This window comes from Streptomyces gardneri (genome assembly GCF_006539185.1).
GTDB lineage: Bacteria > Actinomycetota > Actinomycetes > Streptomycetales > Streptomycetaceae > Streptomyces > Streptomyces gardneri.
This window is the reverse complement of the sequence record NZ_BJMN01000041.1, coordinates 65,282-89,871: the sequence shown is the minus strand read 5'-3', so window position 1 is coordinate 89,871 and position 24,590 is coordinate 65,282. Positions and strand designations below refer to the sequence as shown.

Annotated in this window: 19 protein-coding genes; 8 read left to right on the top strand and 11 right to left on the bottom strand. The window is 72.1% G+C overall.

Going from position 1 to position 24,590, the window contains the following annotated elements:
* Positions 1 to 104 precede the first annotated feature (104 nt).
* Positions 105 to 749, top strand: a complete 645-nt coding sequence (locus tag SGA01_RS29245; RefSeq protein WP_141300068.1) for a superoxide dismutase — start codon at positions 105 to 107, stop codon at positions 747 to 749.
* 105 nt (positions 750 to 854) lie between these two features.
* Here SGA01_RS29245 and SGA01_RS29240 read toward each other — a convergent pair whose 3' ends face one another.
* Positions 855 to 1,490 carry a mycothiol-dependent nitroreductase Rv2466c family protein gene (locus SGA01_RS29240; protein WP_141300066.1) on the bottom strand — a complete coding sequence of 212 codons (636 nt, stop codon included), beginning with the start codon at positions 1,488 to 1,490 and terminating at the stop codon, positions 855 to 857.
* Between the two features lie 143 nt (positions 1,491 to 1,633).
* Between SGA01_RS29240 and pepN (SGA01_RS29235) the strand changes: the two genes are divergently transcribed.
* Both pepN (SGA01_RS29235) and SGA01_RS29230 read left to right on the top strand, forming a co-directional pair.
* Positions 1,634 to 4,198 (top strand): aminopeptidase N, encoded by a 2,565-nt coding sequence (gene pepN, locus SGA01_RS29235; protein ID WP_141300064.1) that lies wholly within the window; start codon positions 1,634 to 1,636, stop codon positions 4,196 to 4,198.
* A gap of 195 nt (positions 4,199 to 4,393) precedes the next feature.
* Positions 4,394 to 5,401, top strand: coding sequence for a hypothetical protein (locus SGA01_RS29230; protein ID WP_141300062.1), 1,008 nt, complete (start codon positions 4,394 to 4,396; stop codon positions 5,399 to 5,401).
* A 3-nt stretch (positions 5,402 to 5,404) separates the two neighbouring features.
* Here SGA01_RS29230 and SGA01_RS29225 read toward each other — a convergent pair whose 3' ends face one another.
* The 5 genes from SGA01_RS29225 to SGA01_RS29205 form a co-directional block, all read right to left on the bottom strand.
* A complete protein-coding gene (locus SGA01_RS29225; RefSeq protein WP_141300060.1) occupies positions 5,405 to 6,559 on the bottom strand; it encodes a serine hydrolase domain-containing protein in 1,155 nt (384 codons plus the stop codon).
* 145 nt (positions 6,560 to 6,704) lie between these two features.
* Positions 6,705 to 7,172 (bottom strand): NUDIX hydrolase, encoded by a 468-nt coding sequence (locus tag SGA01_RS29220; RefSeq protein ID WP_141300058.1) that lies wholly within the window; start codon positions 7,170 to 7,172, stop codon positions 6,705 to 6,707.
* Positions 7,173 to 7,181: 9 nt separating this feature from the next.
* Entirely contained in the window at positions 7,182 to 7,724 is a 543-nt protein-coding gene (locus SGA01_RS29215) for an HPP family protein (protein WP_141300056.1), read from the bottom strand.
* A gap of 41 nt (positions 7,725 to 7,765) precedes the next feature.
* Entirely contained in the window at positions 7,766 to 8,629 is an 864-nt protein-coding gene (locus SGA01_RS29210; RefSeq protein WP_141300054.1) for a pyridoxamine 5'-phosphate oxidase family protein, read from the bottom strand.
* A 45-nt stretch (positions 8,630 to 8,674) separates the two neighbouring features.
* On the bottom strand, positions 8,675 to 9,136 hold the full coding sequence (locus SGA01_RS29205) for a VOC family protein (protein ID WP_141300052.1): 462 nt from the start codon (positions 9,134 to 9,136) through the stop codon (positions 8,675 to 8,677).
* Between the two features lie 131 nt (positions 9,137 to 9,267).
* Here SGA01_RS29205 and SGA01_RS29200 point away from each other — a divergent pair, with 131 nt between their 5' ends.
* The 5 genes from SGA01_RS29200 to pepN (SGA01_RS29180) all read left to right on the top strand — a co-directional run bounded on the left by SGA01_RS29200 (position 9,268) and on the right by pepN (SGA01_RS29180) (position 18,425).
* On the top strand, positions 9,268 to 9,810 hold the full coding sequence (locus SGA01_RS29200; protein ID WP_141300050.1) for a CGNR zinc finger domain-containing protein: 543 nt from the start codon (positions 9,268 to 9,270) through the stop codon (positions 9,808 to 9,810).
* 194 nt (positions 9,811 to 10,004) lie between these two features.
* Positions 10,005 to 13,310 carry a S8 family serine peptidase gene (locus SGA01_RS29195; RefSeq protein WP_141300048.1) on the top strand — a complete coding sequence of 1,102 codons (3,306 nt, stop codon included), beginning with the start codon at positions 10,005 to 10,007 and terminating at the stop codon, positions 13,308 to 13,310.
* A 200-nt stretch (positions 13,311 to 13,510) separates the two neighbouring features.
* Entirely contained in the window at positions 13,511 to 14,527 is a 1,017-nt protein-coding gene (locus SGA01_RS29190; RefSeq protein WP_141300046.1) for an aspartate-semialdehyde dehydrogenase, read from the top strand.
* An 81-nt stretch (positions 14,528 to 14,608) separates the two neighbouring features.
* Positions 14,609 to 15,793, top strand: a complete 1,185-nt coding sequence (locus SGA01_RS29185) for a TerD family protein (RefSeq protein ID WP_167534213.1) — start codon at positions 14,609 to 14,611, stop codon at positions 15,791 to 15,793.
* Between the two features lie 52 nt (positions 15,794 to 15,845).
* Positions 15,846 to 18,425 carry an aminopeptidase N gene (gene pepN, locus SGA01_RS29180; RefSeq protein ID WP_141300044.1) on the top strand — a complete coding sequence of 860 codons (2,580 nt, stop codon included), beginning with the start codon at positions 15,846 to 15,848 and terminating at the stop codon, positions 18,423 to 18,425.
* 67 nt (positions 18,426 to 18,492) lie between these two features.
* Here pepN (SGA01_RS29180) and SGA01_RS29175 read toward each other — a convergent pair whose 3' ends face one another.
* The 5 genes from SGA01_RS29175 to SGA01_RS29155 all read right to left on the bottom strand — a co-directional run bounded on the left by SGA01_RS29175 (position 18,493) and on the right by SGA01_RS29155 (position 24,588).
* Positions 18,493 to 20,208: an FG-GAP repeat domain-containing protein gene (locus SGA01_RS29175; RefSeq protein ID WP_229917520.1), complete on the bottom strand. Its 1,716-nt coding sequence runs from the start codon at positions 20,206 to 20,208 to the stop codon at positions 18,493 to 18,495.
* A gap of 237 nt (positions 20,209 to 20,445) precedes the next feature.
* On the bottom strand, positions 20,446 to 21,570 hold the full coding sequence (gene alc / locus SGA01_RS29170; protein WP_141300040.1) for an allantoicase: 1,125 nt from the start codon (positions 21,568 to 21,570) through the stop codon (positions 20,446 to 20,448).
* A 109-nt stretch (positions 21,571 to 21,679) separates the two neighbouring features.
* Positions 21,680 to 22,606 (bottom strand): LysR family transcriptional regulator, encoded by a 927-nt coding sequence (locus tag SGA01_RS29165; protein ID WP_141300038.1) that lies wholly within the window; start codon positions 22,604 to 22,606, stop codon positions 21,680 to 21,682.
* Between the two features lie 33 nt (positions 22,607 to 22,639).
* Positions 22,640 to 23,632, bottom strand: coding sequence for a DMT family transporter (locus tag SGA01_RS29160; protein WP_141300036.1), 993 nt, complete (start codon positions 23,630 to 23,632; stop codon positions 22,640 to 22,642).
* Between the two features lie 5 nt (positions 23,633 to 23,637).
* Positions 23,638 to 24,588, bottom strand: a complete 951-nt coding sequence (locus SGA01_RS29155; RefSeq protein ID WP_141300034.1) for an EamA family transporter — start codon at positions 24,586 to 24,588, stop codon at positions 23,638 to 23,640.
* Between the last annotated feature and the right edge of the window lie 2 nt (positions 24,589 to 24,590).

Sequence of the window (24,590 nt, the reverse complement as noted above, 5' to 3'; positions counted from 1 at the left end):
CGGGGACCTAGGGCGAAGGACTGATCAACAACTCCCGCACCTACTGTTAGCCTGCACTTGCGCATGGGTTGCAATAAGCAGAAGCCATCGAAGGGGCCGGGCACATGGCGATCTACACACTTCCGGAGCTGCCGTACGACTACGCGGCGCTGGAGCCGGTGATCAATCCGCAGATCATCGAGCTGCACCACGACAAGCACCACGCCGCGTACGTCAAGGGCGCGAACGACACCCTGGAGCAGCTGGAGGAGGCGCGCGACAAGGACCAGTGGGGGGCGATCAACGGCCTGGAGAAGAACCTGGCCTTCCACCTCTCCGGCCACATCCTCCACTCCATCTACTGGAACAACATGGACAGCCCGAAGGACGGGGGCGGCGGCGAGCCGCTGGCCGCCGACGGCGTCGGTGAGCTCGCGGACGCGATCACCGAGTCCTTCGGCTCCTTCGCCAAGTTCAAGGCCCAGCTGACGAAGGCCTCCGCGACGACCCAGGGCTCCGGCTGGGGCGTCCTCGCGTACGAGCCGGTCAGCGGCCGCCTCGTCGTCGAGCAGGTCTACGACCACCAGGGCAACGTCGGCGTGGGTTCGGTCCCGGTCCTCGTCTTCGACGCCTGGGAGCACGCCTTCTACCTGCAGTACAAGAACCAGAAGGTCGACTTCATCGAGGCCATGTGGCAGGTCGTCAACTGGCAGGACGTGAGCAGGCGCTACCAGGCGGCCAAGGCCTCCGTCCCGCTGATCTCCTTCTGACACCCGACTCCTGCTCGTGATCGTCTTCTCAACCTTCACCGGGCAGGCGGAAAAGAGGACGGCCCCCGCGATGACGTGAATCGCGGGGGCCGTCTGCTGTGGTGCCTACTCGAAGCTGGGCGCCGCCGTCCGGGTGCGCTTGATCTCGTAGAAGCCCGGCGTCGACGCCACGAGCAGCGTGCCGTCCCAGAGCCGGGCCGCCGCGTCGCCGCGCGGGGTCGGGGTGACGACGGGGCCGAAGAAGGCGACCTCGTCGCCCGTCGGGCCCGGCACCGCGATGACGGGGGTGCCGACGTCCTGGCCGACCTTGCCGATGCCCTCGTGGTGGGAGGCGCGCAGCTCGGTGTCGTACGTGTCCTTGTCGGCGTACTCCACCAGGTCCTCGGGCAGGCCGACGTCCGCCAGCGCGCCGACGATCGCCTCGCGGGTCGGGCCCTCGCCGTTGTTGTGGAAGCGGGTGCCGAGCGCCGTGTAGAGCTTGCCGACGACCTCGTCGCCGTGCAGCTGCTGGGCGGCTATGACGACACGGACCGGGCCCCAGGCCTTGGTCTCCAGCATCTCGCGGTACTCGGCGGGGACCTCGTCGAGCCGGTTCTCGTTGAGCACGGCCAGGCTCATGACCTTCCAGCGCACGTCGACGGGGCGGACCTGCTCCACCTCCAGCATCCAGCGGGAGGTCATCCAGGCCCACGGGCACAGCGGGTCGAAGTAGAAGTCTGCGGTGGTCCTGCTCTCGGACATGTCACTCCTCGGTACGGCCGTGTTGACGGTGGTGCGCCGAAAGGAGCAAACGCCACGGCCGCTCGGGAGCATTCCCGTGTGCCGCGTGACAGTGGCACATGGGAGGATCGGTGCTGTTTCGAACGTGCCACGAAGGAGTGACCGTGCCCGGTGAGAATCTGTCCCGCGACGAGGCCCACGAGCGGGCCGCGCTGCTGTCCGTCGACGGGTACGAGGTCGTCCTCGACCTGCGGTCCGCGGTCGGCGACTCCGCCGAGGCGGTGCGCACCTTCCGCTCGGAGACGACGATCCGCTTCCGCCGCACCGGCGAGGGCACGAGCACGTTCGTGGACCTGATCGCCCCGTCGGTGAACGCGGTCACCCTCAACGGCCGCTCGCTCGACCCGGCCGTCGTCTTCGACGGCTCGCGGATCGCCGTCGACGGCCTCGCCGACGAGAACGTGCTCGTGGTGGACGCGCAGTGCGCCTACAGCCGGACCGGCGAGGGCATGCACCGCTTCGTCGACCCGGAGGACGGCGAGGTCTACCTCTACACGCAGTACGAGCCGGCCGACGCCCGCCGGGTGTACGCCAACTTCGAGCAGCCCGACCTCAAGGCCCCCTACCGCTTCGCGGTGACCGCACCCGAGGGGTGGACGGTCTGGTCGAACGGCGCCGGGGAGCGGGACGCCGAGGGCGTGTGGCGGTTCGCCGAGACGGCGCCGATCTCCACGTACATCACGTGCGTCGTGGCGGGCCCGTACCACTACGTGACGGACAGCTACACGCGCGCGCTCGCCGACGGGACCGAGCTGGAGATCCCGCTCGGCGCGATGTGCCGCAAGAGCCTCGCGAAGCACTTCGACGCGGACGACGTCTTCCTGATCACCAAGCAGGGCTTCGACTTCTTCCACGACAACTTCGACTACCCGTACCCCTTCGGGAAGTACGACCAGGCCTTCGTCCCCGAGTACAACCTCGGCGCGATGGAGAACCCGGGCATGGTGACCTTCCGCGAGGAGTACATCTACCGGGGCAAGGTCACCCAGGCCGCGTACGAGAGCCGGGCCAACGTCATCCTCCACGAGATGGCGCACATGTGGTTCGGCGACCTCGTCACCATGGTGTGGTGGGACGACCTGTGGCTGAAGGAGTCCTTCGCGGACTTCATGGGCTCCTTCGTGAACGCCGAGGCGACCCGCTTCACCAACAGCTGGGTCACCTTCGCCAACAACCGCAAGGCCTGGGCGTACCGCGCCGACCAGCTGCCGTCCACGCACCCGATCACGGCCGACATCCGTGACCTGGAGGACGCCAAGCTCAACTTCGACGGCATCACGTACGCCAAGGGCGCCTCGGTGCTGAAGCAGCTCGTGGCGTACGCCGGCCGGGACGCGTTCCTGGAGGGCGCGCGCCGCTACTTCAAGCGCCACGCCTACGGGAACACGCGCCTCGCCGACCTCCTCTCGATCCTGGAGGAGACCTCGGGCCGTGACATGACGTCCTGGGCGAAGTCCTGGCTCCAGACCTCCGGTGTGAACACCCTGACCCCGGCCGTCACCTACGACGCGGAGGGCCGGATCACCGAGCTCGCCGTCGTCCAGGAGGGCGGCGAGCCGCGTCCGCACCGGGCGGCGGTCGGCCTCTACCGACTGTCGGCCGACGGCGACCTCGTCCGCTTCGCGCGCGCCGAGGCCGACATCACCGGCGCCCGGACCGTCGTCGCGGAGCTGGCGGGCGAGGAGAAGCCCGACCTGGTGCTCGTCAACGACGACGACCTGACCTACTGCAAGGTCCGCTTCGACGAGGGCTCGCTCGCCACCCTGCGCGCGCACCTCGGCGACATCACCGACCCGCTGGCCCGCGCCCTGTGCTGGTCGGCACTGTGGAACCTGACCCGTGACGGGCTGATGCCCGCCCGCGACTTCGTCTCCGTCGCGCTCGCCTTCGCCGGCCGCGAGACGGACATCGGCGTGGTCCAGATGGTGCACGCCTGGACGAAGTCGGCGGTCACCCTCTACGCGGCGCCCGAGTGGCGCGAGGAGGGCGGGCGACTGCTCGCCGAGGGCGGGCTGCGCGAGCTGCGGGTGGCCGAGCCGGGCAGCGAGCACCAGCTGACCTGGGCGCGGTTCTTCGCGGCCACGGCCGGTTCGGACGCCGACTTCCAGCTCCTGGAGGGGCTGCTCGACGGCACGGCGAAGATCGACGGGCTCGACGTCGACCAGGAGCTGCGCTGGGCGCTGCTCTCCCCGCTGGCCGTGCACGGCCGGGCGGACGAGGACCGGATCGGCGAGGAGCTCTCCCGGGACGACACGGCGACGGGCAAGCGCCACCAGGTGCGGCTGCTCGCCTCGCGGCCCTCGGCCGCGGTCAAGGCGCAGGCCTGGGCGCAGGTCGTCGAGTCGGACACCCTGTCGAACGCGCTGGTGGAGGCGACGATCGCGGGCTTCGTCCAGCCCTCGCAGCGCAAGCTGATCGCCCCGTACGCGGAGAAGTACTTCGCGGCGATCGAGCAGCTGTGGGCCGACCGGTCGATCCAGATCGGGATGGACGTCGTCAAGGGCCTCTTCCCGGGGCTCCAGGACAGTGACGGGACGCTGGCCGCGGCGGACGCCTGGCTGACGGCGCACGAGTCGGCCGCGCCGGCGCTGCGCCGCCTCGTCCTGGAGGCGCGGGACGACCTGGCGCGGGCGCTGCGCGCGCAGGCCTGCGACCGCCTGGCCGCGTAGGTCTTTCGCTCCGGTGGGGGTCGTGCGCTTCGGCGCGCGGCCCCCATCGGTGTGTCTGGGGTGCGCGGGTGGGTCGCTCCGGCGGCCGCCCTCATCGGCACTCGAACGCGCGTACTTTAGGGCGAGGTTGTCCCTAAATGTCGACGAGCGTGTAACAGGGGTTAGGGGAGCCTTCGGAAGCGGAAGACCCCCGGCATGAACCACAACACCCCCATCACCCCCCGCCCCCTCCCCCTCGCCTCCCGCACCGGACGCACCCAACGACTCGCGTCCGCCGCCCAGTTGAGGACCCAGGGTGTTCCCGCCGGCGAGGTCGCCGCGCGCTGCCGGCCCGGTGGCGGCTGGCAGCAGCTCCTCCCCGGCGTCTTCCTCCTCCAGTCCGGCCCTCCGACCAGCGAGGACCGGCTGAACGCCGCGCTCCTGTACGCCCGTCGGGGCGGGTCCGTGCCCCCGCAGGGCCCCGAGGCGATGATCACCGGGCTCGCCGCGCTGACCCTGCACCGCTTCTCCTCCGCTCCCCCGCTCACCGCCCTGGACCGGATCGACGTCCTCGTCCCGCGCACCCGGCGGCTGCGCTCCACCGGCTGGGTGCGGGTGGTCCGCGCCGCCGAGCACCCGGAGCCCTTGGAGCTCACCGGCGTCCCCGTCGCCCCGGCCGCCCGGGCCGTCGCCGACGCGGTCTCGGGCCTTGACGACGCCGAGACCGTGCGCCGGCTGCTCACCGAGGCGGTCCGCGGCGGCCACTGCGAACCGGCCGCGATCGTCCGGGAGTTGAGCCGGGCGCGGCTGCTGGCCCGGCCGCACGTGGTGGACGCGGTGGACACGCTCCTCGCGGAGGGGCGCTCGCTCTCCGAGGAGCGGCTGTACGAGATGGTGCGGGAGTTCGGGCTGCCGGACCCGCTGTGGAACGTGGACCTGCGGCTGCCGGGCGGCCCGCACCTCGGCGGGGTGGACGCCTACTGGCCGGACCAGGCGGTCGCCGTCGAGCTGGACACCCGGGCGCCACGGCAGGACGACGACGCGCTGTGGTCGGAGTACACCCGCAAGCGCGAGCACCTGGAGCGGCTCGGCATCACGGTCGTCCATCTGACCCCGCGCAAGCTGCGCGAGGCCCTCGACCAACAGGCCACCGTGGTCCGTACGGCCCTGATGGCCGCGCCGGACCGGCAGCCCGGCGCGTACGTCGTCGTCCTGCCGCGGTGAGGGCTACTTCTTCGGAACGACGCCGCAGAACTCGGCCTCCAGGACCGGCAGGGAGTCGCCCGTCCAGTCGGCGTTGAAGTTCAGGGCGATCGAGTGGCTGCCGTCGCGGGTGACCTGGGCGTCGGAGGAGGAGCCGTGGATGCCGCCGCCGTGGCCCCAGACCTCCTTGCCGCAGCTCAGCTTCTGCTTCATGAGCCCGAGTCCGTACCCCGCCCCGGGGAGTTCCGGGGAGATCGGGATCGTGGTGGTCATCTCCCGCAGTTCGGCCTTCGGGAGCAGCTTGCCCTTGAGCAGGGCGCGGTAGAAGGTCTGGAGGTCGTTGGAGTCGGAGATCATCTCGCCGGCCGCGTAGGCGAGGGTGGGGCTCAGCTTGCTGACGTCGTGGACCTGCGCGTTCGGGTCGGTGTAGAGCTTGGAATACGCGGGGGAGCTCGGCTTCGGCATCCGCACGTCGGTGCCGGGGACGCTGGTGGCGCGGAGCTTGAGCGGCTTGATGATGCGGTTCTCGACCGCCTTGCCGTACGGACGGCCGGTGACCTTCTCGATCACCATGCCGGCCAGGACGTAGTTGGTGTTGGAGTAGTTCCAGCTGGTGCCGGGGGCGAAGTCCGGGGCGTGGGTCATCGCGATGCCGACGAGCTGCCGCGGGGTCCAGCGGTCGTAGCGGTGCTCCAGGAAGCCCGGGCCGAAGACCTTCTCCTGGAAGCCGGCGTCGGAGGTGACGCTGTAGACGCCGCTGGTGTGGTTGAGCAGCTGGCGGACGGTGATCTTCCGGCCGTCGTGGCCGTTGCCCTGGACGACTCCGGGCAGCCACTTCTCGACCGGGTCGTCGAGGTCGATGCGACCCTCGGCCTGGAGCTGGAGGAGGACGGTGGCGACGAAGGTCTTGGTGATGGAACCGACGCGGTAGCGGTCGTCGCCCTTGCGCACGCCGGCGGTGCCGGTCCAGGAGCGCTTCCCGTCGCGGGCCTGGGCGACGGCGCCGGGAACGCCCGCGTCGACCGCGGCCCGGAGGGCCTGCTGCGTGGCCGCGTGGTCCTGCTTCGCCTTCGCCGGAGCGGGCGCGGCGGCGAGGGCGGGGGTGGCGAGCGCCGTGGCGGTGAGCCCCGCGACCAGGGCGGCGGCGAGGACGGTGCGGGTCGTGCGTACGGCTGACATGCGGGCTCCCCTGAAACTCTGCTGTGCGTGTACTGCGGTCGGCGGGGAGGACCACGGGGCCTGCGGGGATGGTTGAGAGGGTCGGCGATGGTTGAGCGCTTTTCAGCCCTTTGGCGGCAGGGCCGCGGAGGGGTGGGCGGAGGGGTCAGCCGTTCGAGGGGTCGGCGAGGCGGGAGCGGCCCACGGGGGGTCGCTCGCGCCACAGGTCGAGGCCGATGTCGACGAGTTCGACGCGCTCCAGGCCGGGGACGGCGTCGAGCGGATGCCAGGCGGCGAGGTCCGTGGAGCCACCGGTCTCGTTGCGCAGGACACCCCCGGTGACCTGCGCCTCGTAGATGATCCGCAGGCCCTGGAAGTCGCCGGGACCGGCGAGGCGGCGGAGCCAGCTGCGGCGGATCGAGTCGATGCCGAGGAGGGCGGTGGGTTCGGTGAGGTACCCGGTCTCCTCCTCGACCTCGCGGACGACGGTGTCGACGGGCTCCTCGCCGTGGTCCATGCCGCCGCCCGGCAGGGTCCACCGCTTCCTGCCGTCGCTCGACACCCAGCGGGCGAGGAGGACCTCGCCGTCACGGACGCACACGGCGTAGGCCGCCACCCTCAACTCCTGCTTCATGCACCGAGGTTAGAACCAGTACGCGGGATACGTCCGCCCCGCTGCACGGGCGCCGGCGAGGCCGACGGCGACCAGGAGGAGGGAGGCGAGGGCGAGAAGGCCGAGAAACGACCAGAACGGCGGCGCCTGGAGGGCGACGATCACGGCGGTCGCCGCGGCGGGCGAGTGCGGGGTGCGGGCGCACATCATCACGCCGAGGGCGAGGCCGCCCGCGACGGCAGCGCCCCAGAGGCCGGGTCCCGCCACGGCGAGGACCGCGAAACCGGTGAGGGCGGAGAGCAGTTGGCCGCCGACGACCGAGCGCGGCTGGGAGAGCGGCAGGTCGGGGGCGCCTGCGACCAGCGCCATGCTCGCCGCGAGCGGCGGGATGAGCAGGGGCTGACGGAGGAGGGTGCCGACGGCGACCAGGAGGAGGAGCGCGGTGACGGCGGTCGCGGTCCCGACGAGGAGGACCCGGGGGCGGGGGCGGGCGGGGGGCCGGGGGCGGGCCGGGGCCGGGGGAACGGTGGTCGTCGCGGGGGCCGGGGTGGCGGCCGGGGCGGTGGTGGGCACGGGCGTCCTCGGTCGGGTCGGGAGGTCGGGAGGTCGGCGGGTCAGGGTGTCGGCGGGTTGACCGGGGAGTACTCCGGCGCCGACCAGCGCAGGGGGCTGCCCGCCGGGGTCTCCGCCGTGCGGTCGATCCGGAAGCGGACGACACGCCCCTCGGGGCCGTACTCGGTGTGCGCGTGGCCGCTGAGCTGAAGGGTCGTCCCCGTCTCCCAGTCGAGGAAGAGCAGACCGGCGCGGCCGTCCTCCTCCAGATTGCCCAGGGTCAGGAACATCGCGTTGCCGGGGTAGTCCCGCCAGCGGATCTCCCGGGGCGTGTCGACGCCGACGAAGCCCGGGTTGCCGCCGCGGTGGCTCGCGTCGACGCCGTCGGGCGCGGTGGTGGCGACGAAGAAGGTGTCGGCGGCACGGACGAGGCGCACCTGGTCGGGGGTGAGCGCCTCGCCGTGCCGCACGGCACCGGACTCGGGGCGGGCGGCCTCGGAGCCGTACAACTCCCGCCTCTGGAGGTACTTCGGGCAGTTGGAGAAGACCTGCTCGGCCTCGATCGTGAACCCTCGGGCGCTGGGTCGCGCGAGGCCGTTGAGGCGCATGCGGCGGCGGGTGCGGGGGTCGAGGGCGATCGTGCCGACGGGGGCGGTGTCGGGTGTGCCCTCGGGGAGGGCGGCGGCCACCGAGACCGTGTGCGGGCCGGTGGCCCGGACGAAGCCGGGCGGGCCGGTGAGCAGGCTCGCCCTGACGCGGCCCTCGCGGTCCGCCGCGCCGATCACCAGCATCGGCTGGGCCTCCAGGAAGGCGGCGGCGACGGGGCGGATGCCGGAGGTGATGGAGCGGCCGACGTGGTCGGCGAGTTCCCGGACGCCCTCGTGGTCCTGCACGGCCAGGGAGCCGGGGTTGTACGCGGTGTTCACGGGGACCTCCGAGGAGTGCGTTCGGGGTGGCGCGGGCGCGTCTTGCTAGAAGAACCCGCAGGTGGGGGCCGTGGCCGACGGGGCTTCGGCGGATTCCGCGCCCTTCGGGACCGAGATCTCCAGGCGGGTGCCGTCCGGGTCGTGGAAGAAGATGCCGCCGGAGGCCGCGCCCTCGCGGTGGGCGACGACGCCCTCGTACGCGAAGGAGGTGCCGCGCGCGGTGAGCGCGGCCTCGGCGGCGCGGACGTGCTCGATGGACTCGGCCTCGAAGGCGAGGTGGTGCAGGCCGGGCCGGCCGGAGTCGTACACGCCCTCGGACTGCTGCCAGAGGGTGAGGACCAGGCGGCCGTCCTGGCCGAGGAAGGCGTAGCGGCTGCCGCTCGCCTCCTCCTCGCCCTCGCCGAGGACGTCAAAGCCGAGGACGTCTCCGTAGAAGGCGAGCGAGCGTGCCAGGTCGGTGACGTTGAGGCCGACATGGTGGGTGGCGAGTGTGCCGATCGCGGACATGGGTGTCCTTCCGTCGCAGTGGCCGGCCCCCCTCGGGCTAACCGCTTACTTCGAGATTAAGGGTTAGGGGAGGAGGGCGTCAACCGGTCACGTACTCTTGAGGGGTTAGTTCCACGAGGAGGGTGCCCGCCATGACCGCCACCGACCCGCGGCCGCTCACCGGCGAGCCCGTCTCCCTCGACCTGCTCAACACCCGCTGGAACGTGGAGGGCGTCCGCCAGGACCTGCTCACCGACGTCGACGGGCTCGCCGTCTGGCTCACCGCCAACGACCTGGAGGGCCGGTTCGCCGCCGACGCCGGCACCCTGCGCCACACGCTGACCGCCCGGGACGCCCTCCGCGCGCTCGTCGACGCCCCCGGCGACCCCGCCGCCACCGCCCGCGTCGACGCCGTCCTCGGTCACGGCCGCATCCGGGCCACCCTCACCACCGAAGGCCCCGGCGAGGAGGCCGAGTTCGCGGACCCCTCCTGGGGGCCCGGCTGGACCGCCGCCCGCGACTACCTCGACCTGCTGCGCACCGCGCCCGACCGCATCCGCGCCTGCGCCCACGAGGCGTGCATCCTGCACTTCTTCGACACCTCGCGGAACGGAACCCGCCGCTGGTGCTCGATGGCGGTCTGCGGCAACCGGGCCAAGGCCTCGCGCCATTACGCCCGTACGAAGGAGAGCTGACCCGGCAAGGCCGTGAACCCGCCCCGGTTCGCACCTTTTTCTCCCCTGTGGCGCATCGGGAGCGCTGGCGGGTTTACGCCGCGGCGGCAAACCGGCCCCGAGTAACTCTCCACAAACCCCTGTCGTTTACGAAAGGCTGAGCGGTCATCCGGCACCGAAATCCGGACTCTCTCCTTTCACAAACAGGGATGTAAATGACCACCCCCGAAACTCGGAGCTCCATACCCGGAAGCTCGACGCCCGGGCACAGACGAGCGGCCCGTATCGCCGCCGCTGCCGGCCTGGTCGCCGCGCTCGTCGCGACCGGCGCCGCGCCCGTGCTCGCCACCGAGGCCCCGGTGTCCACTCCCCCGGTGAAGTCCTCGGACCCGGCCGACAAGCTCGGCGCCATCGACGCCCAGCGCCTCACCGAGGCCCAGGCGAGCGGCGAGAAGAACGTCACCGTCCTCGTCGCCACCGCCCCCGGCGCCACCGAGCAGGTCGCGGGCCAGCTCGACGCCGTCCCCGGCGCTTCCGTCGGCAAGCAGCAGGACGCGCTCGGCTACGTCCGCGCGACGCTGCCGATCGCGAAGGCCGAGGCGGCCATCAAGGCTGCCACGAAGCTCTCCTCCGTGCAGTCGATCGACCTCCAGGCCGAGATCGTCCTGGACGACCCGACTCCGGACGCGGGCGCCGTCGACGGCACGACCGTCACGACGACGTACCCGGCCCCGGGCAAGAACACCCCGGCGAAGAACCCGTACAACCCGTCGCACGAGACGGGCGCGGTCGACTTCGTCAAGGATCGCCCGAAGGCCGACGGCCGCGGCGTGACCATCGGCATCCTGGACTCCGGCGTCGACCTCGGTCACCCGGCGCTCCAGAAGACCACCACCGGCGAGCGCAAGATCGTCGACTGGGTCACGGCCACCGACCCGATCACCGAGGGCGACGCCACCTGGCGTCTGCAGAACGCCCCGGTCGCGGGCCCGGTCTTCACCGCCGCCACGCAGAGCTGGAAGGCGCCCGAGGGCTCCTACCAGTTCAGCCGCTTCACCGAGTCGGTCACCGCGGGCGGCGACCCGGCCGGTGACATCAACCGCGACGGCGACACCACCGACGTCTTCGGCATGCTGTACGACCCGGCCGCCGGAACCGTCCGCGTGGACTCCGACCAGAACAACGACTTCACGGACAACGCTCCGATGAAGCCGTACAAGGACGGGTACCAGATCGGCTACTTCGGTACCGACAACCCGGCCACCGAGGTCGTCGAGAAGACGCCGTTCGTCGTCGAGATCCGCAAGGACGTCGCGATGGACCCGCTCGGCGGCAGCTGGGTCGGCCAGAAGCGCGACTTCGTCAACGTCGGTCTCGTCGAGTCCTCGCACGGCACGCACGTCGCCGGCATCACCGCCGCCAACAGCCTCTTCGGCGGCCGGATGAACGGCGCGGCCCCCGGCGCGAAGATCGTCTCCTCGCGCGCCTGCACCTGGACCGGCGGCTGCACCAACGTCGCCCTCACCGAGGGCATGACGGACCTCGTCGTCAACCGCGGCGTCGACATCGTCAACATGTCGATCGGCGGCCTGCCGGCGCAGAACGACGGCGACAACGTCCGCTCGCGCCTCTACACCCGCCTGATCGACACGTACGGCGTCCAGCTGGTCATCTCGGCCGGCAACTCGGGCCCCGGCATCAACACGATCGGCGACCCCTCGCTGGCCGACAAGGTCATCTCGGTCGGCGCGGCCGTCTCCAAGGAGACCTGGGCCGCGAACTACGGCTCGGCCGTCGAGAAGAAGTACGCCATGTTCCCCTTCTCCTCGCGCGGCCCGCGTGAGGACGGCGGCTTCACCCCGACGATCACCGCCCCCGGCTCGTCCGTGAACACCATCCCGACCTGGCAGGCCGGCGCCGGTGTCCCCGAGTCCGGCTACGCGCTGCCCGCCGGCTACGGCATGCTCAACGGCACCTCGATGTCCTCGCCGCAGGCGGCGGGCGCGAGCGCGCTGCTGCTCTCGGCCGCGAAGCAGAAGGGCATCGCCCTCTCGCCGCTGACCCTGCGCACCGCCCTCACCTCGACCGCGAAGCGGATCCCCGGTGTCTCGGCGCACGAGCAGGGCTCGGGCCGCATCGACATCGAGGAGGCCTGGGACTCGATCAAGGACGGCGCCACGGCGCACGACTACAAGGTCGAGGCCCCGGTCGACACCGCGATCTTCCCGGCCCCGCACACCGGCACCGGTGTGTACGACCGTGAGGGCGACCTCAAGGTCGGCCAGAAGCGCGTCTACGACGTCACGATCACGCGCACGAGCGGCCCGGACCGGTCGATCGAACACGAGCTCGACCTGAAGTACAACGACGGCACCTTCCGCATCCTCGGCGACGACGAGATCGACCTGCCGCTGAACAAGCCGGTCACCGTCAAGCTCCAGGCCCGTGCCGCCACCGCCGGCGCGCACAGCGTCATCCTGGAGGCCGACGACGAGCGCACCGAGGGCGTCGACAAGCAGATCCTCGCCACCTCGATCGTCGCGAACGACCTGGTCGCCCCGGGCTACGGCTTCTCCGCCTCCGGCTCGGTGCAGCGCAACAGCACGAAGCACTACTTCGTCACCGTGCCCAAGGGCGCCAAGACGCTGGAGATCTCGCTGGCCGGTCTGAAGGCGAAGAGCCAGACCCGCTTCATCGCGATCCACCCGTACGGCGTGCCGGTCGACCCGACCGCCACCACGGGCTGCTACCCGCACTACAACCCGGCCAACACCTGCCGCCCGGACCTGCGGTCCTACCCGAACCCGACGCCCGGCGTCTGGGAGATCGAGGTCGAGTCCCGCCGCACGTCGCCGGACCTGGACAACCCGTACACCCTGGGTGCCTCGGTCCTCGGCGCCGACTTCGACCCGGCCGTCCAGACGGTCGCCGAGGCGAAGATCGGCACCCCGGCCCCGGTCCAGTGGACGGTCACGAACCGCTTCGCGGGCATCCAGGGCGCGCTGAAGGGCGGCTCGCTCGGCTCGCAGAAGAGCGAGACGCCGACCATCCAGCACCACGAGAAGCAGACGAAGACCGTCACCATCGGTGAGGGCGTCGAGCGTCTCGACATCGCCATCGGCAACACCTCCGACAAGGCCGCCGACCTCGACCTCACGGTCTCGCTGAACGGCAAGCAGGTCGGCCAGTCGGCGGACGGCGACTCGGAGGAGTCCGTCTCCCTCGTGAAGCCGGCCGCGGGCACGTACACCGTCGTCATCGACGGCTACGCGGTCGCCGAGGGCGGCACCGCGTACGACTACAAGGACGTGTACTTCTCGTCCGCGCTCGGCACCGTCCAGGTCGACGCCGCGAAGACGTACCCGCTGGCCAACGGCGCGTCCGCCCAGGTGGCGGCCGAGGTCCTGGTCGCCGGTGCGGCTCCCGAGGGCCGTCAGTTCTTCGGCGAGGTCCAGCTGGTCAACGCCCGCGGCACCGTCGCGGGCGCCGGCAGCGTCCTGATCGGCGCCGTCACCCCGTAGTACCCGTGGTACCCCGTACGTGAAGGGGCGGGCGCCGGAACCGGCGCCCGCCCCTTTCGCGTCCCGGCACTCGTCCGCTGATCGTCCCCGTGGGCGTCCGACAACCGTCCCGACCTGTGGACAATGGATTGGACAAGGCGCCCCGGGACATACGCATCATGGACCGGCAGCACCCTGCACATACGTACGGAGGAGTCCCCGTGAAGGTCGGAATCGTCGGAGCCACCGGTCAGGTCGGCACAGTCATGCGCAGCATCCTGGCCGAGCGGAACTTCCCCCTCGACGAGCTGCGGCTCTTCGCCTCCGCGCGTTCCGCCGGCACCGTCGTCGACGGTGTCACGGTCGAGGACGCCTCCACCGCCGACTACACCGGCCTGGACATCGTGCTCTTCTCCGCCGGCGGCGCCACCTCCAGGGCCCTCGCCGAGAAGGTCGCCTCCCAGGGCGCCGTCGTGATCGACAACTCCTCCGCCTGGCGTGGTGACCCCGAGGTCCCGCTGGTCGTCTCCGAGGTCAACCCGCACGCGATCAAGGACCGCCCCAAGGGCATCATCGCCAACCCGAACTGCACCACGATGGCCGCCATGCCGGTCCTCAAGCCCCTCCACCAGGAGGCCGGTCTCACCGCGCTGATCGCCACCACCTACCAGGCCGTCTCCGGCTCGGGCGTGGCCGGCGTCGCCGAGCTGCGCACGCAGGCGTGTGCCGTGGCCGAGACCGCCGACCAGCTGGCGTTCGACGGCGAGGCCGTGCAGTTCCCCGAGCCGACCGTCTACAAGCGCCCGATCGCCTTCAACGTGGTCCCGCTCGCCGGCTCGATCGTCGACGACGGCTCCTTCGAGACCGACGAGGAGCAGAAGCTCCGCAACGAGTCCCGCAAGATCCTGGAGATCCCGGAGCTCAAGGTCTCCGGCACCTGCGTGCGCGTCCCGGTCTTCTCCGGCCACTCCCTCCAGGTCAACGTCCGCTTCGAGCGCCCGATCGGCGTCGAGCGCGCCTACGAGCTGCTGAAGGACGCCGAGGGCGTCGTGCTCTCCGAGATCCCGACCCCGCTCCAGGCGGCCGGCAAGGACGCCTCCTACGTCGGGCGCATCCGCGTGGACGAGACGGTCGACAACGGCCTGGCGCTGTTCCTCTCCAACGACAACCTGCGCAAGGGCGCCGCGCTGAACGCGGTGCAGATCGCGGAGCTCGTCGCGGCCGAGCTCAAGGGCTGACCCGCACCACCCTCCGGAGGGGCGGCTTCCCGTTGTGGGGAGCCGCCCCTCCGGCGTGCCCGACCGTGCCACAGTTCCCCCATGAACCGGATTCCGAGGGGAGCCGACGTGCCGGTGCCCCCACAGGCCCTCCACGTCGCGGTCAGCTGGCGGACCGGGCACGGGGTGCCCGACGTGGACGTCTCGGCGCTGCTCCTCGGGGCCGGGGAGCGGGTCAGGGGCGACGCCGATCTGGTCTTCTACAACCGGACCGACCACCCCTCGGGCGCCGTGCGGCACCTGGGGAGGTCGGCCCCGGGCACGCCAGGCAGCCCGGCCGCGGACTGGCTGTGGCTGGACCTCGCGCGGGTGGAGCCGGACGTGGGACGCGTGGTGCTCGCCGCCTCAACGGACGGGGGCGCCTTCGGACAGGTGCCGGGGCTCGACCTGCGGGTCGCGGACGGGGCCGGGAACGCCGTGGCGTACCGCGCGATCGGGGGCGCGACGACGGAGACGGCCTTCGTCCTCGGGGAGTTCCACCGGCGGGACGGCGGCTGGTGGTTCCACGAGGTCGGCCGGGGATACGTCTCGGGGCTCGCCGGGCTCGCGACGGACTTCGGCATCGTGGTGGAGTCCCCGCCACCGCCGATCCCGGGCCCCGGCTACGTCCCGCCGCCCGCTCCCCCGGCGCCCGCCGCCCCGCCGGTCCCGGTGGCCGACCCGTTCGGCGGGGAGTTCCGGCCCGCCGTCTACCAGGGGCGCGGCAAGGAGACCGTGCGGTGCGATCCGGGGCTGCCGCCGGGCCACTGGGTGCTCCTGGAGATCGAGTCGTACCACTCGCTCTCCACCACCATCGAGACCTGCGACGCCCACGGCCGCGCCGAGGAGTACCTGCTCGCGGCGTACGAGGACGAGGTCCGCGCCCGTACGGTCGCCCTCGTCCCGCGCGCCCGGCCGCTGGCCCTGCGGGTGGAGGCCGACGCCCCCTGGACCCTGCGGGTGCTGCCCCTCTCCCACGCGCGCCGTTTCGACAGCCACGTCGAGGGGCTCGCCCACGATCTGGTGGTCTACGAGGGGCCGCCCGGGGTCCTCGACTTCCTGCACAGCGGCGAGTCCCGCTTCACCGTGCATCGGCACACCCCGCCGCACGACCCGCTCTACGACGACGAGGAGCGGGACCTGCTGGTCAACGAGGTCGGCGAGGTGCGGGCGAGCGCGGCCGTGCCGGGACCCGGGCTGTTGCGGATCAGCGGTGACGGACCGTGGAAATGCGCCGTGCGCCGCTGAGCCACCCCGTGGAAGGATGGGCCAAACGTCACGAAACCGAGGAGTTGACCGGGTGCCTGGCACAAACCTGACCCGTGAAGAGGCCAAGCAGCGGGCGGCGCTGCTGACCGTGGACGCGTACGAGGTCGAACTCGACCTCACCGGTGCGCAGGAGGGCGGCACCTACCGGTCCGTCACCACCGTCCGCTTCGATTCCGCCGAGGCCGGTGCCGAGACCTTCATCGATCTCGTCGCCCCCGCCGTCCACGAGGTCGTGCTCAACGGCCACGCGCTGGAGATCGGCGCCGTCTTCCGGGACTCCCGGATCGCCCTGCGCCATCTGCAGGCGGGCCGCAACGAGCTCAAGGTCGTCGCCGACTGCGCGTACACCAACACCGGTGAGGGCCTGCACCGCTTCGTCGACCCGGTCGACGACCAGGCCTATCTGTACACCCAGTTCGAGGTGCCGGACGCGCGGCGGGTCTTCGCCTCGTTCGAGCAGCCCGACCTGAAGGCGACCTTCCAGTTCACCGTGAAGGCCCCGACGGGCTGGACGGTGATCTCCAACTCGCCGACGCCGGAGACGCCGAAGGACGACATCTGGGTCTTCGAGCCGACGCCCCGGATCTCCACGTACATCACGGCGCTGATCGTCGGCCCGTACCACTCGGTGCACTCCTCGTACGAGAAGGACGGGCAGAGCGTCCCGCTCGGCATCTACTGCCGTCCGTCGCTCGCCGAGTTCCTCGACGCCGACCACATCTTCGACGTCACGCGGCAGGGCTTCGACTGGTTCCAGGAGAAGTTCGCGTACGACTACCCCTTCGCCAAGTACGACCAGCTCTTCGTGCCGGAGTTCAACGCCGGCGCGATGGAGAACGCGGGCGCGGTCACCATTCGCGACCAGTACGTCTTCCGCTCGAAGGTGACGGACGCGGCGTACGAGCGGCGCGCCGAGACGATCCTGCACGAGCTCGCCCACATGTGGTTCGGCGACCTCGTCACCATGGAGTGGTGGAACGACCTCTGGCTGAACGAGTCGTTCGCCACGTACACCTCGGTCGCCTGCCAGGCCTCGGTGGCGGGCACCCGCTGGCCGAACGCCTGGACGACCTTCGCCAACGCGGAGAAGACCTGGGCCTACCGCCAGGACCAGCTGCCGTCGACGCACCCGATCATGGCGGAGATCAACGACCTGGAGGACGTGCTCGTCAACTTCGACGGGATCACGTACGCCAAGGGCGCCAGTGTCCTGAAGCAGCTCGTCGCCTACGTCGGCCAGGACGAGTTCTTCAAGGGCGTGCAGGCGTACTTCCAGGCGCACGCCTTCGGGAACACCCGCCTGTCCGACCTGCTCGGCGCGCTGGAGGAGACCTCCGGCCGCGACCTGAAGACCTGGTCGAAGGCGTGGCTGGAGACGGCCGGCATCAACATCCTGCGCCCGGAGATCGAGACCGACGAGAACGGCGCCATCACCGCCTTCGCCGTCAAGCAGGAGGCCCCGGCGCTGCCCGCCGGCGCCAAGGGCCAGGCCGTCCTGCGTCCGCACCGGATCGCGATCGGCTTCTACGACCTCGACGCGAGCGGCAAGCTGGTCCGCACCGACCGCCTCGAACTCGACATCGAGGCCGCCGAGCTGACCGCCGTGCCGCAGCTGGTGGGCAAGGCCCGCCCGGCCGTCGTCCTCCTCAACGACGACGACCTGTCGTACGCGAAGGTCCGCCTCGACGAGGTGTCCCTCACCAACGTCACCGCGCACCTCGGCGACTTCGCCGACTCGCTGCCGCGCGCCCTGTGCTGGGCGTCCGCCTGGGACATGACCCGCGACGGCGAGCTGGCCACCCGCGACTACCTGGAGCTCGTGCTCTCCGGGGTCGCCAAGGAGTCCGACATCGGCGTCGTCCAGTCGCTCCAGGGTCAGGTCAAGGCCGCCCTCGAGCTGTACGCGGCGCCGGAGTGGCGGGCCGAGGGCCTGTCGCGCTGGGGCGTCTTCGCGCAGGAGCAGCTGCGCGCCGCCGCGGGCGGCAGCGACCACCAGCTGGCGTGGGCGCGGGCCTTCGCGGCGACCGCCCGTACGGACGCCGAGCTCGACGTGCTCGCCGGGCTGCTCGACGGCGGTGCGGTGATCGAGGGCCTGGCCGTCGACACCGAGCTGCGCTGGGCGTTCGTGCAGCGCCTCGCGGCCACCGGCCGCTTCGACGAGGCGGAGATCGCCGCCGAGCTGGAGCGCGACCGCACGGCGGCGGGCGAGCGGCACGCGGCGACCGCGCGCGCGGCCCGTCCGACGGAGGCCGCGAAGGCCGAGGCCTGGGCCTCGGTCGTCGAGGACGACAAGCTGGCGAACGCCGTGCAGGAGGCTGTCATCGGCGGCTTCGTCCAGTCGGACCAGCGCGAGCTGCTCGCCCCGTACACGGCGAAGTACTTCGCGTCGATCAAGCGCGTCTCGGAGACCCGCAGCCACGAGATCATCCAGCAGATCGTGGTCGGCCTCTACCCGACGCTCCAGGTCTCGCAGGAGACGCTGGACGCCACGGACGCGTGGATCGCGGAGCACGACCCGGCCCCGGCGCTGCGCCGCCTGGTGACGGAGTGCCGCGCGGGCGTCGAGCGCGCCCTGAAGGCGCGGGCGGCGGACGCGGCCGCCGGCGCGTGATCGCGGTGAGGTGAGAAAGGGCCCCCGGACCGTCGGTCCGGGGGCCCTTTCGTCATGCCAGGTCAGGTCAGCCCAGGGAGTCGATCCACTGCCAGCCGCCGGTGCCGACGGTCACGGCCGGGCCGAAGCCGGCGGGCGTGCCCGGCAGGAACTCCAGGTTCTCGGCGGTTCCCTCCGTACGGGTCGACCACAGGTCGGGGGCCTTGTCGCCGTTCACGTCGCCGGCCGACAGCAGGAGGCGGCGGTCGGCGACGGCCGCCTCGCCGACGCCGGCGAGGACGGTCGGCGTGGTGCCGAGGTACTGGGCTCCCTGGCTCGGGTACTGCGCGATCTCACCCGTCGCGCGGTCCCGGGCCCACACGTCGGCCTTCTTGTCGTCGTCGACGTCGCCGGGCGTCAGCACGTCGTACCCGGCCCACGCCTCGTACCCGATCCGGACGGCGGCCCGGGGCGCGAAGGTGGGCTGTCCGGCGGTGGGTGTGCCACCGCGGTGCAGCCACAGGCCGGTGCCGCTGCGGACGAGGACGTCGGGCAGGCCGTCGCCGTCGACATCGCCCGCGGCGAGCGGCGTGAGACCGCTCCAGCCGGTGGGCCGGCCGCCCATGGCGATACGCGGGCCGAGCTCGCCGCTGCCGGTGGTGGGGTAGACCCACAGGTCGTTGCCGATGCGGGCGAGCACATCGGGATAGCCGTCGCCGGTCCAGTCACCGCGGTGGCTGACGACGGCGCCGGCCCAGCCGCCGGTGCCGATCACGCGCTGGCTGCCGAGGACGCCGTTGCCCGTGCCCGGGTACAGCCGCAGAGCGCCGTCGTCCTTGACCGCGAGGAGGTCGGGGCGGCCGTCGCCGGTCAGATCGGTGTCGACGCCGGAGCCCGGGTAGGCGGCGGCGCGGAGCAGCTTGTGGTCGGAGAGCGGCTTGGCGCCGGGCGACTCGGGTTCGAACGCGTCGGCCCGCACGGTGTGGAAGTCGCGGGCGCTGAGGAAGACGTGGTCGAACTTCTTGCCGCTCGCGATGGTCGGTTCGCCCGTGTGGCAGGACGTGGCGCCGCTGTCGCGGCACGTCTGGGTGAAGAAGTCGCGGTCGTTCTCGTCGGCCTCGGCGAAGGGTCCGGTGCCGGGCAGGCCGGTGCGGATCGGGTTCAGCACGGGGTCGTAGGCCGTTTCCGTACCCGCGTTGAGGTCGGTGCCGAGGATCACCGGGGCTCCGGCGGCCCAGGTGTCGAGGTGCGCCATCGCCTGCGCGGAGCCGTTGTCCGGCTTGATGTACTGGGCGAGGTGGGTGGTGCAGGCGAGCGTGGTGCGGCCGTCGACCGGGCCGCGCGCGCAGAGCACCGAGCGGGCCTCCTCGCCCGCCGGGACCGTCAGGTTCACCACGTACCGCTCGACGGCCGGGGCCTTGACGAACACGCCGAGGCCGAACCGGGTGTCGCCGGTGGCAGACCACTTGGCGCAGTCGGAGTCGGTCGTGGTGGAGGTCCACACTCCCTTGTAGCCGGGGAGGGAGTCACGCAGGGCGGCCCACTGGCCGATGCACAGCTCCTGGAGCATGAGGGCGTCGGTGTCCCAGGCCAGGGTCTCCTCGCGGACCTCGGCCGTCCAGGTGGCCGGGTCGAGGTCGCTCTGACAGGTGTGCGCGCCGCAGACGTTGTACGTGATCGTGCGCACCGGCGGCGCGGTGGCCGGGTCGACGACGTCCTCGGCGAGGGCCGGGGCCGTGAGGCCGGCGAGCAGCGCCGCCGCGAGGGCGAGCGCGGCGGCGAGCCGGGCCGCTCCTGTCCTCACCGTCGATCTCGCTGTCGATCTCGCTGTCGATCTCGCTGTCGATCGGAATCGTTCCATCGGTCCCCCAGGTGGTCGGTGGTCGCGCACAGCCGGATGATCTTCGCAGGCGTCCTGGGGGACGACGAAGGGGCACCCTCCCCCACGGAGGTGCCCCTTCGCCGTGTCTGGAGTCCGCCCGGCGGGCGGGCGTCGGCGCGCGGCCGCGCCGCCGGGCGGAAGCTGTGGCGGACCCGGGTCTCAGCCGCCGAGGGCCGCGTACCGGGCGCGCAGGTCGGACGCGCCCTGCTCCGTCAGCGTGCCGTGGAGCCGCATCCGGGCGACGCCGCCGTCGGGGAAGGCGTCGAGGCGGACATGGGTGACGACGGCCTGGGCGGCGAGCTTGAAGCGGTGCAGGGTGTCGGGCTGGAGGCGGGTCCGGGGGATGATCTCGAACCACTCGCCCGTCTCTCCGTTGCGCCCCTGGAGCGCGATCCAGCCGGCCGAGTTGCCCTTGAGGTAGGCGGTGTCGATCTCGACGGCGCGGACGGCGCCCTGGGCGGCGAGCCGGAAGCGGACCCAGTCGTTGGTGCCGCGGACCCGGCGGCGGCGGTTCTCCCAGCCGTCGTCCATCTTGCGGGAGGTGCCGGGCAGGATGATCTGCGTCGGCGAGGAGTAGAACTTGTCCGAGGCGTCCTCGTACGAGCCGCCGTTGAGTACGGAGATCAGGTCGAGGGTGCCGAGGAGCTCCAGCCACTCGGGGTCGGGCACGACCTCGCCGTGGACGCGGAGGCGGGCGATGCCGCCGTCGGGGTGCTGGCAGAGGCGCAGGTGGGTGTAGCGGCGCTCGGCGTCTACGCGGAAGCCGTTGGCGGCGTGGCCGCGCACGGGGGTCGGCGGGACGAGGTCCTCCCACTTCGCGTCGGCGAGGTCGGCGGGGCTGGGCGATCCCTCGACGGCGGTGGCCTGGATCGAGACGCGCTGCGGGTAGTTGCCGCGGAAGTGGGCGGTGTCGACGACGATGCCGCGGATCACACCGGGGGCGCCGAGGCGGACGATCGCCCAGTCGTGGTCCTCGGGGGCGGGGAAGACGTTGTCGGCGTCGGCGCCGCGGCGGCGGCGGGTCTCCCAGCCGTCCATGATCTTGCCCTTGTGGCCGAAGTGCTCCGGGTCGAAGACGGCCCGCTCGCGGACGAGGAGGTTCTCGCGCTCGGCGAAGAACTCGTCGTTGGCGGCCACGACGCCGGCGCCGAGGCGGCGGTCGGCGAGGTCGACGAGCTCGGTGAAGGGGAAGTCACCGGACCGGTAGTCGGCGTACGGGTCGCCGCCGGAGTAGGGGGCGGCGTCGTTGGCGTGCGGGTCCTGGGTCTCGTCGAAGTCGCTCATGACTCGACTCTCCCGCGCCGGTTCTCTCCGGTCCATCGAATGTTTTCGATGATGCTGTTCAGTTCTGCTGAACAATGGCGGGGGTCGGTGCGGCCGGCCGCGACGCGGGTCAGTTCTGCTGAACGGTCTCGCGGGCCGCGGCCGCCTGCCGGAGCGCGGCCAGCACCCGGGCCACCGCCGGACCCTCCTCCGCCCCGCGCCGTACCGCCGCGACGACATGGCGGCGCGGCTGGTCGGCGGAGAGGACGCGCATGACGACCCCTGCGCCGCCCCGGCGCTCGGCGGAGGCCATCCGGGGCACGAGCGCGATCCCCATCCCGGCCTCGACCATGGCGAGGATCGCGGTCCAGCCGGAGGCGCTGTGGGCCTGTTCGGGCACGAAGCCGGCGGCCTCGCAGGCCGCGGTGGTGATCTCCGACCAGGGGCCGGAGCCGCCGAAGATCCACGGCTCGGCGGCGAGGTCGGCGAGGCGGAGGCCGGGCGCGTCGGCGAGCGGGTGCCCGGCGGGCAGGGCGACGTCGAGGGGGTCGGCGAGGAGGGGCACCCGGCTGAACTTGGGGTCGCGCACCGAGGGCGCGTGGGCGGCGAGCGAGAGCGCCAGGTCGACCTCGCCGGCGGTGAGCAGCTCGTACGCCTCCGCCGCCTCGGCCTCCCGGACGCGGATGTCGAGCCCGGGGTGGGCGGTCCGCAGCTGCCGTACGGCGGGGACGACGAGCGCGGGCACGGCCGTCGAGAAGGCCGCCACCCGCAGCTGCCCGGCCTCGCCCCGCAGATACCCGTCGAGTTCGGCGTCGGCGCGCTCCAGCTGGGCGAAGACCGCCTCCGCGTGCCGCAGCACCAGATGGGCGGCGTCGGTGAGCCGGACCCGGCGGCCCTGGGCCTCCAGGAGCCGCACCCCGAGCTGCTTGGCGAGGTTGGTGAGCTGCTGGGAGACGGCCGAGGGGGTCATGAGCAGGGCCTCCGCCGTCGCGGTGACGGTGCCGCGGTCGCGGAGGGTGCGGAGGATCTGGAGCTTCTTGATGTCCCACTCGGTCATGGGGCGCAACCTACCGGGCGGACGGGGCGGCACTCAGCGGCCTCGTGCCGAGGCCAGCGCCACTCCGCCGAGGATGAGGGCCATGCTCGCGCCGCCGAGGAGGCCGAGGCGCTCGCCGAGGAGGGCGTACGAGAGCAGGGCGACGCAGACGGGCTGGAGGTAGTAGACGACACCCGCGCGGGCCGCGCCGACGAGGGCGATCGCCTTGTTCCAGGCGAAGAAGGCGACGGCGGAGGAGAAGACGCCGACGTACAGCAGGGGGCCTGCGGTCGCGAGGCCGACGGTGAACCCGCCCTGGACGGTGAGGGACACGGCGTACGCGGGGGCGAGCATCAGGGCGCCGAGCAGGAAGGTGGTGAAGAGGAAGGCGAGTCCGTCGATCTCGGCGGGCTTCCGCTTGAGCAGCGCGCTGTACGAGGCGAAGGACAGGGCCGCGGCGAACATCCACAGGTCGCCGGCGGCGAGATCGACGGCGAGCGAGCCCTTTCCGACGAGCAGGAGCACTCCCAGCGCGGCGGTCAGCATCCCGAGGATCCGGCGGGCGCCGAGGCGTTCGCCGCCGAGCCGGGCGTAGACCGCCATGATCACCGGGGAGGCGGCCATGATCATGCCCATGTTGGAGGCGGAGGTGGTCAACCCGGCCTGGTGCACGAGGGTGTTGTAGAGCGCCACGCCGAACAGCGAGGCGAGGGCGACGAATCCGAGGTGGCGGCGGATCGTCCGCCACTGCCGCAGGAACGGGCGGGCGGCGAAGGGGGCGACGGCGAGCAGCGCGATGATCCAGCGCCAGAAGACGGCCTGGATCGGCGGGACGGTGTCGGCCATGTCGCGGGTGGCGACGAAACTGCCGGACCAGACGACGGTGGCGAGAAGGGCGAGGAGAACGCCGAGGCCGGCGCCCCGTGCGAGCTTTCTCGCGGGCGCCGGCTTCTCGGTCGTGGCGGCGGTACTCGTTGCGGTGCTTCTGTCGGTACTCGTGGTGGTGTCGGGGGCGGGGGTCGGGTGGCGGGCGGTGATCAGGCTCATGCCGCCTACCGTCGCACCCCCGAACCCTCCAGGTCCATCGAAACTTTCTGACCATTCCGTTCAGTCGAGCTGAACGATTCGACCGGCGCCGGAGCCTTCGGGGCTCGGGGCCCCATCTGGCCGACCAGGGTCGCGCCGAAGGCGATCGCCATGCCGAGAACCTGCACCGGACCGAGGGCCTGACCGAGGGCCGCCCAGCCGATGACGGCCGCGGTGATCGGCGAGAGCGGGCCGAGGAGAGTGGCCGAGGAGGCGCTCAGCCGCTCGATGCCGCGGAACCAGAGGAAGTACGAGATCGCGGTGTTGCCGAGGGCGAGGTAGGCGTAGCCGGCCAGGTTGGTGCCGGTCAGGACCGGCGGGGCGCCCTCGATCAGGAAGGCGATCGGCAGGATGACCAGGCCGCCCGCCGCGAGCTGCCAGCCGGTGAGCGCGAGGGCGCCGACGCCCTCGGGGCGGCCCCAGCGCTTGGTGAAGACGATGCCCGCGGACATCGAGAGCGAGGAGAGCAGTCCGGCGAGCACGCCGACCATGTCGAAGGCGGCCCCGGCCTTGAGGACCACGAGGCTGACACCGAAGGCGGCGGTGATGGCGGTGAGCAGGGTCTTGACCGTGGGCTTCTCGCCGAGGAAGAGGGCGGCGAGGCCCACGACGAAGAGCGGGCCGACGGAGCCGACGACCGCGGCGACCCCGCCGGGCAGCCGGTAGGCGGCGAGGAAGAGCAGCGGGAAGAAGGCACCGATGTTGAGCGCTCCGAGGACCGCCGACTTCCACCACCAGGCGCCCTGCGGGAGCTTGCGGGTGAGAGCGAGGAGCAGGAGACCGGCGGGCAGGGCGCGCATCAGGCCGGTGAAGAGCGGCCGGTCGGGCGGCAGGAACTCCGTGGTGACGAAGTAGGTCGAGCCCCAGGAGATCGGGGCGAGCGCGGTCAGTGCGACGACGGCGGCCTTGCGGGACATGA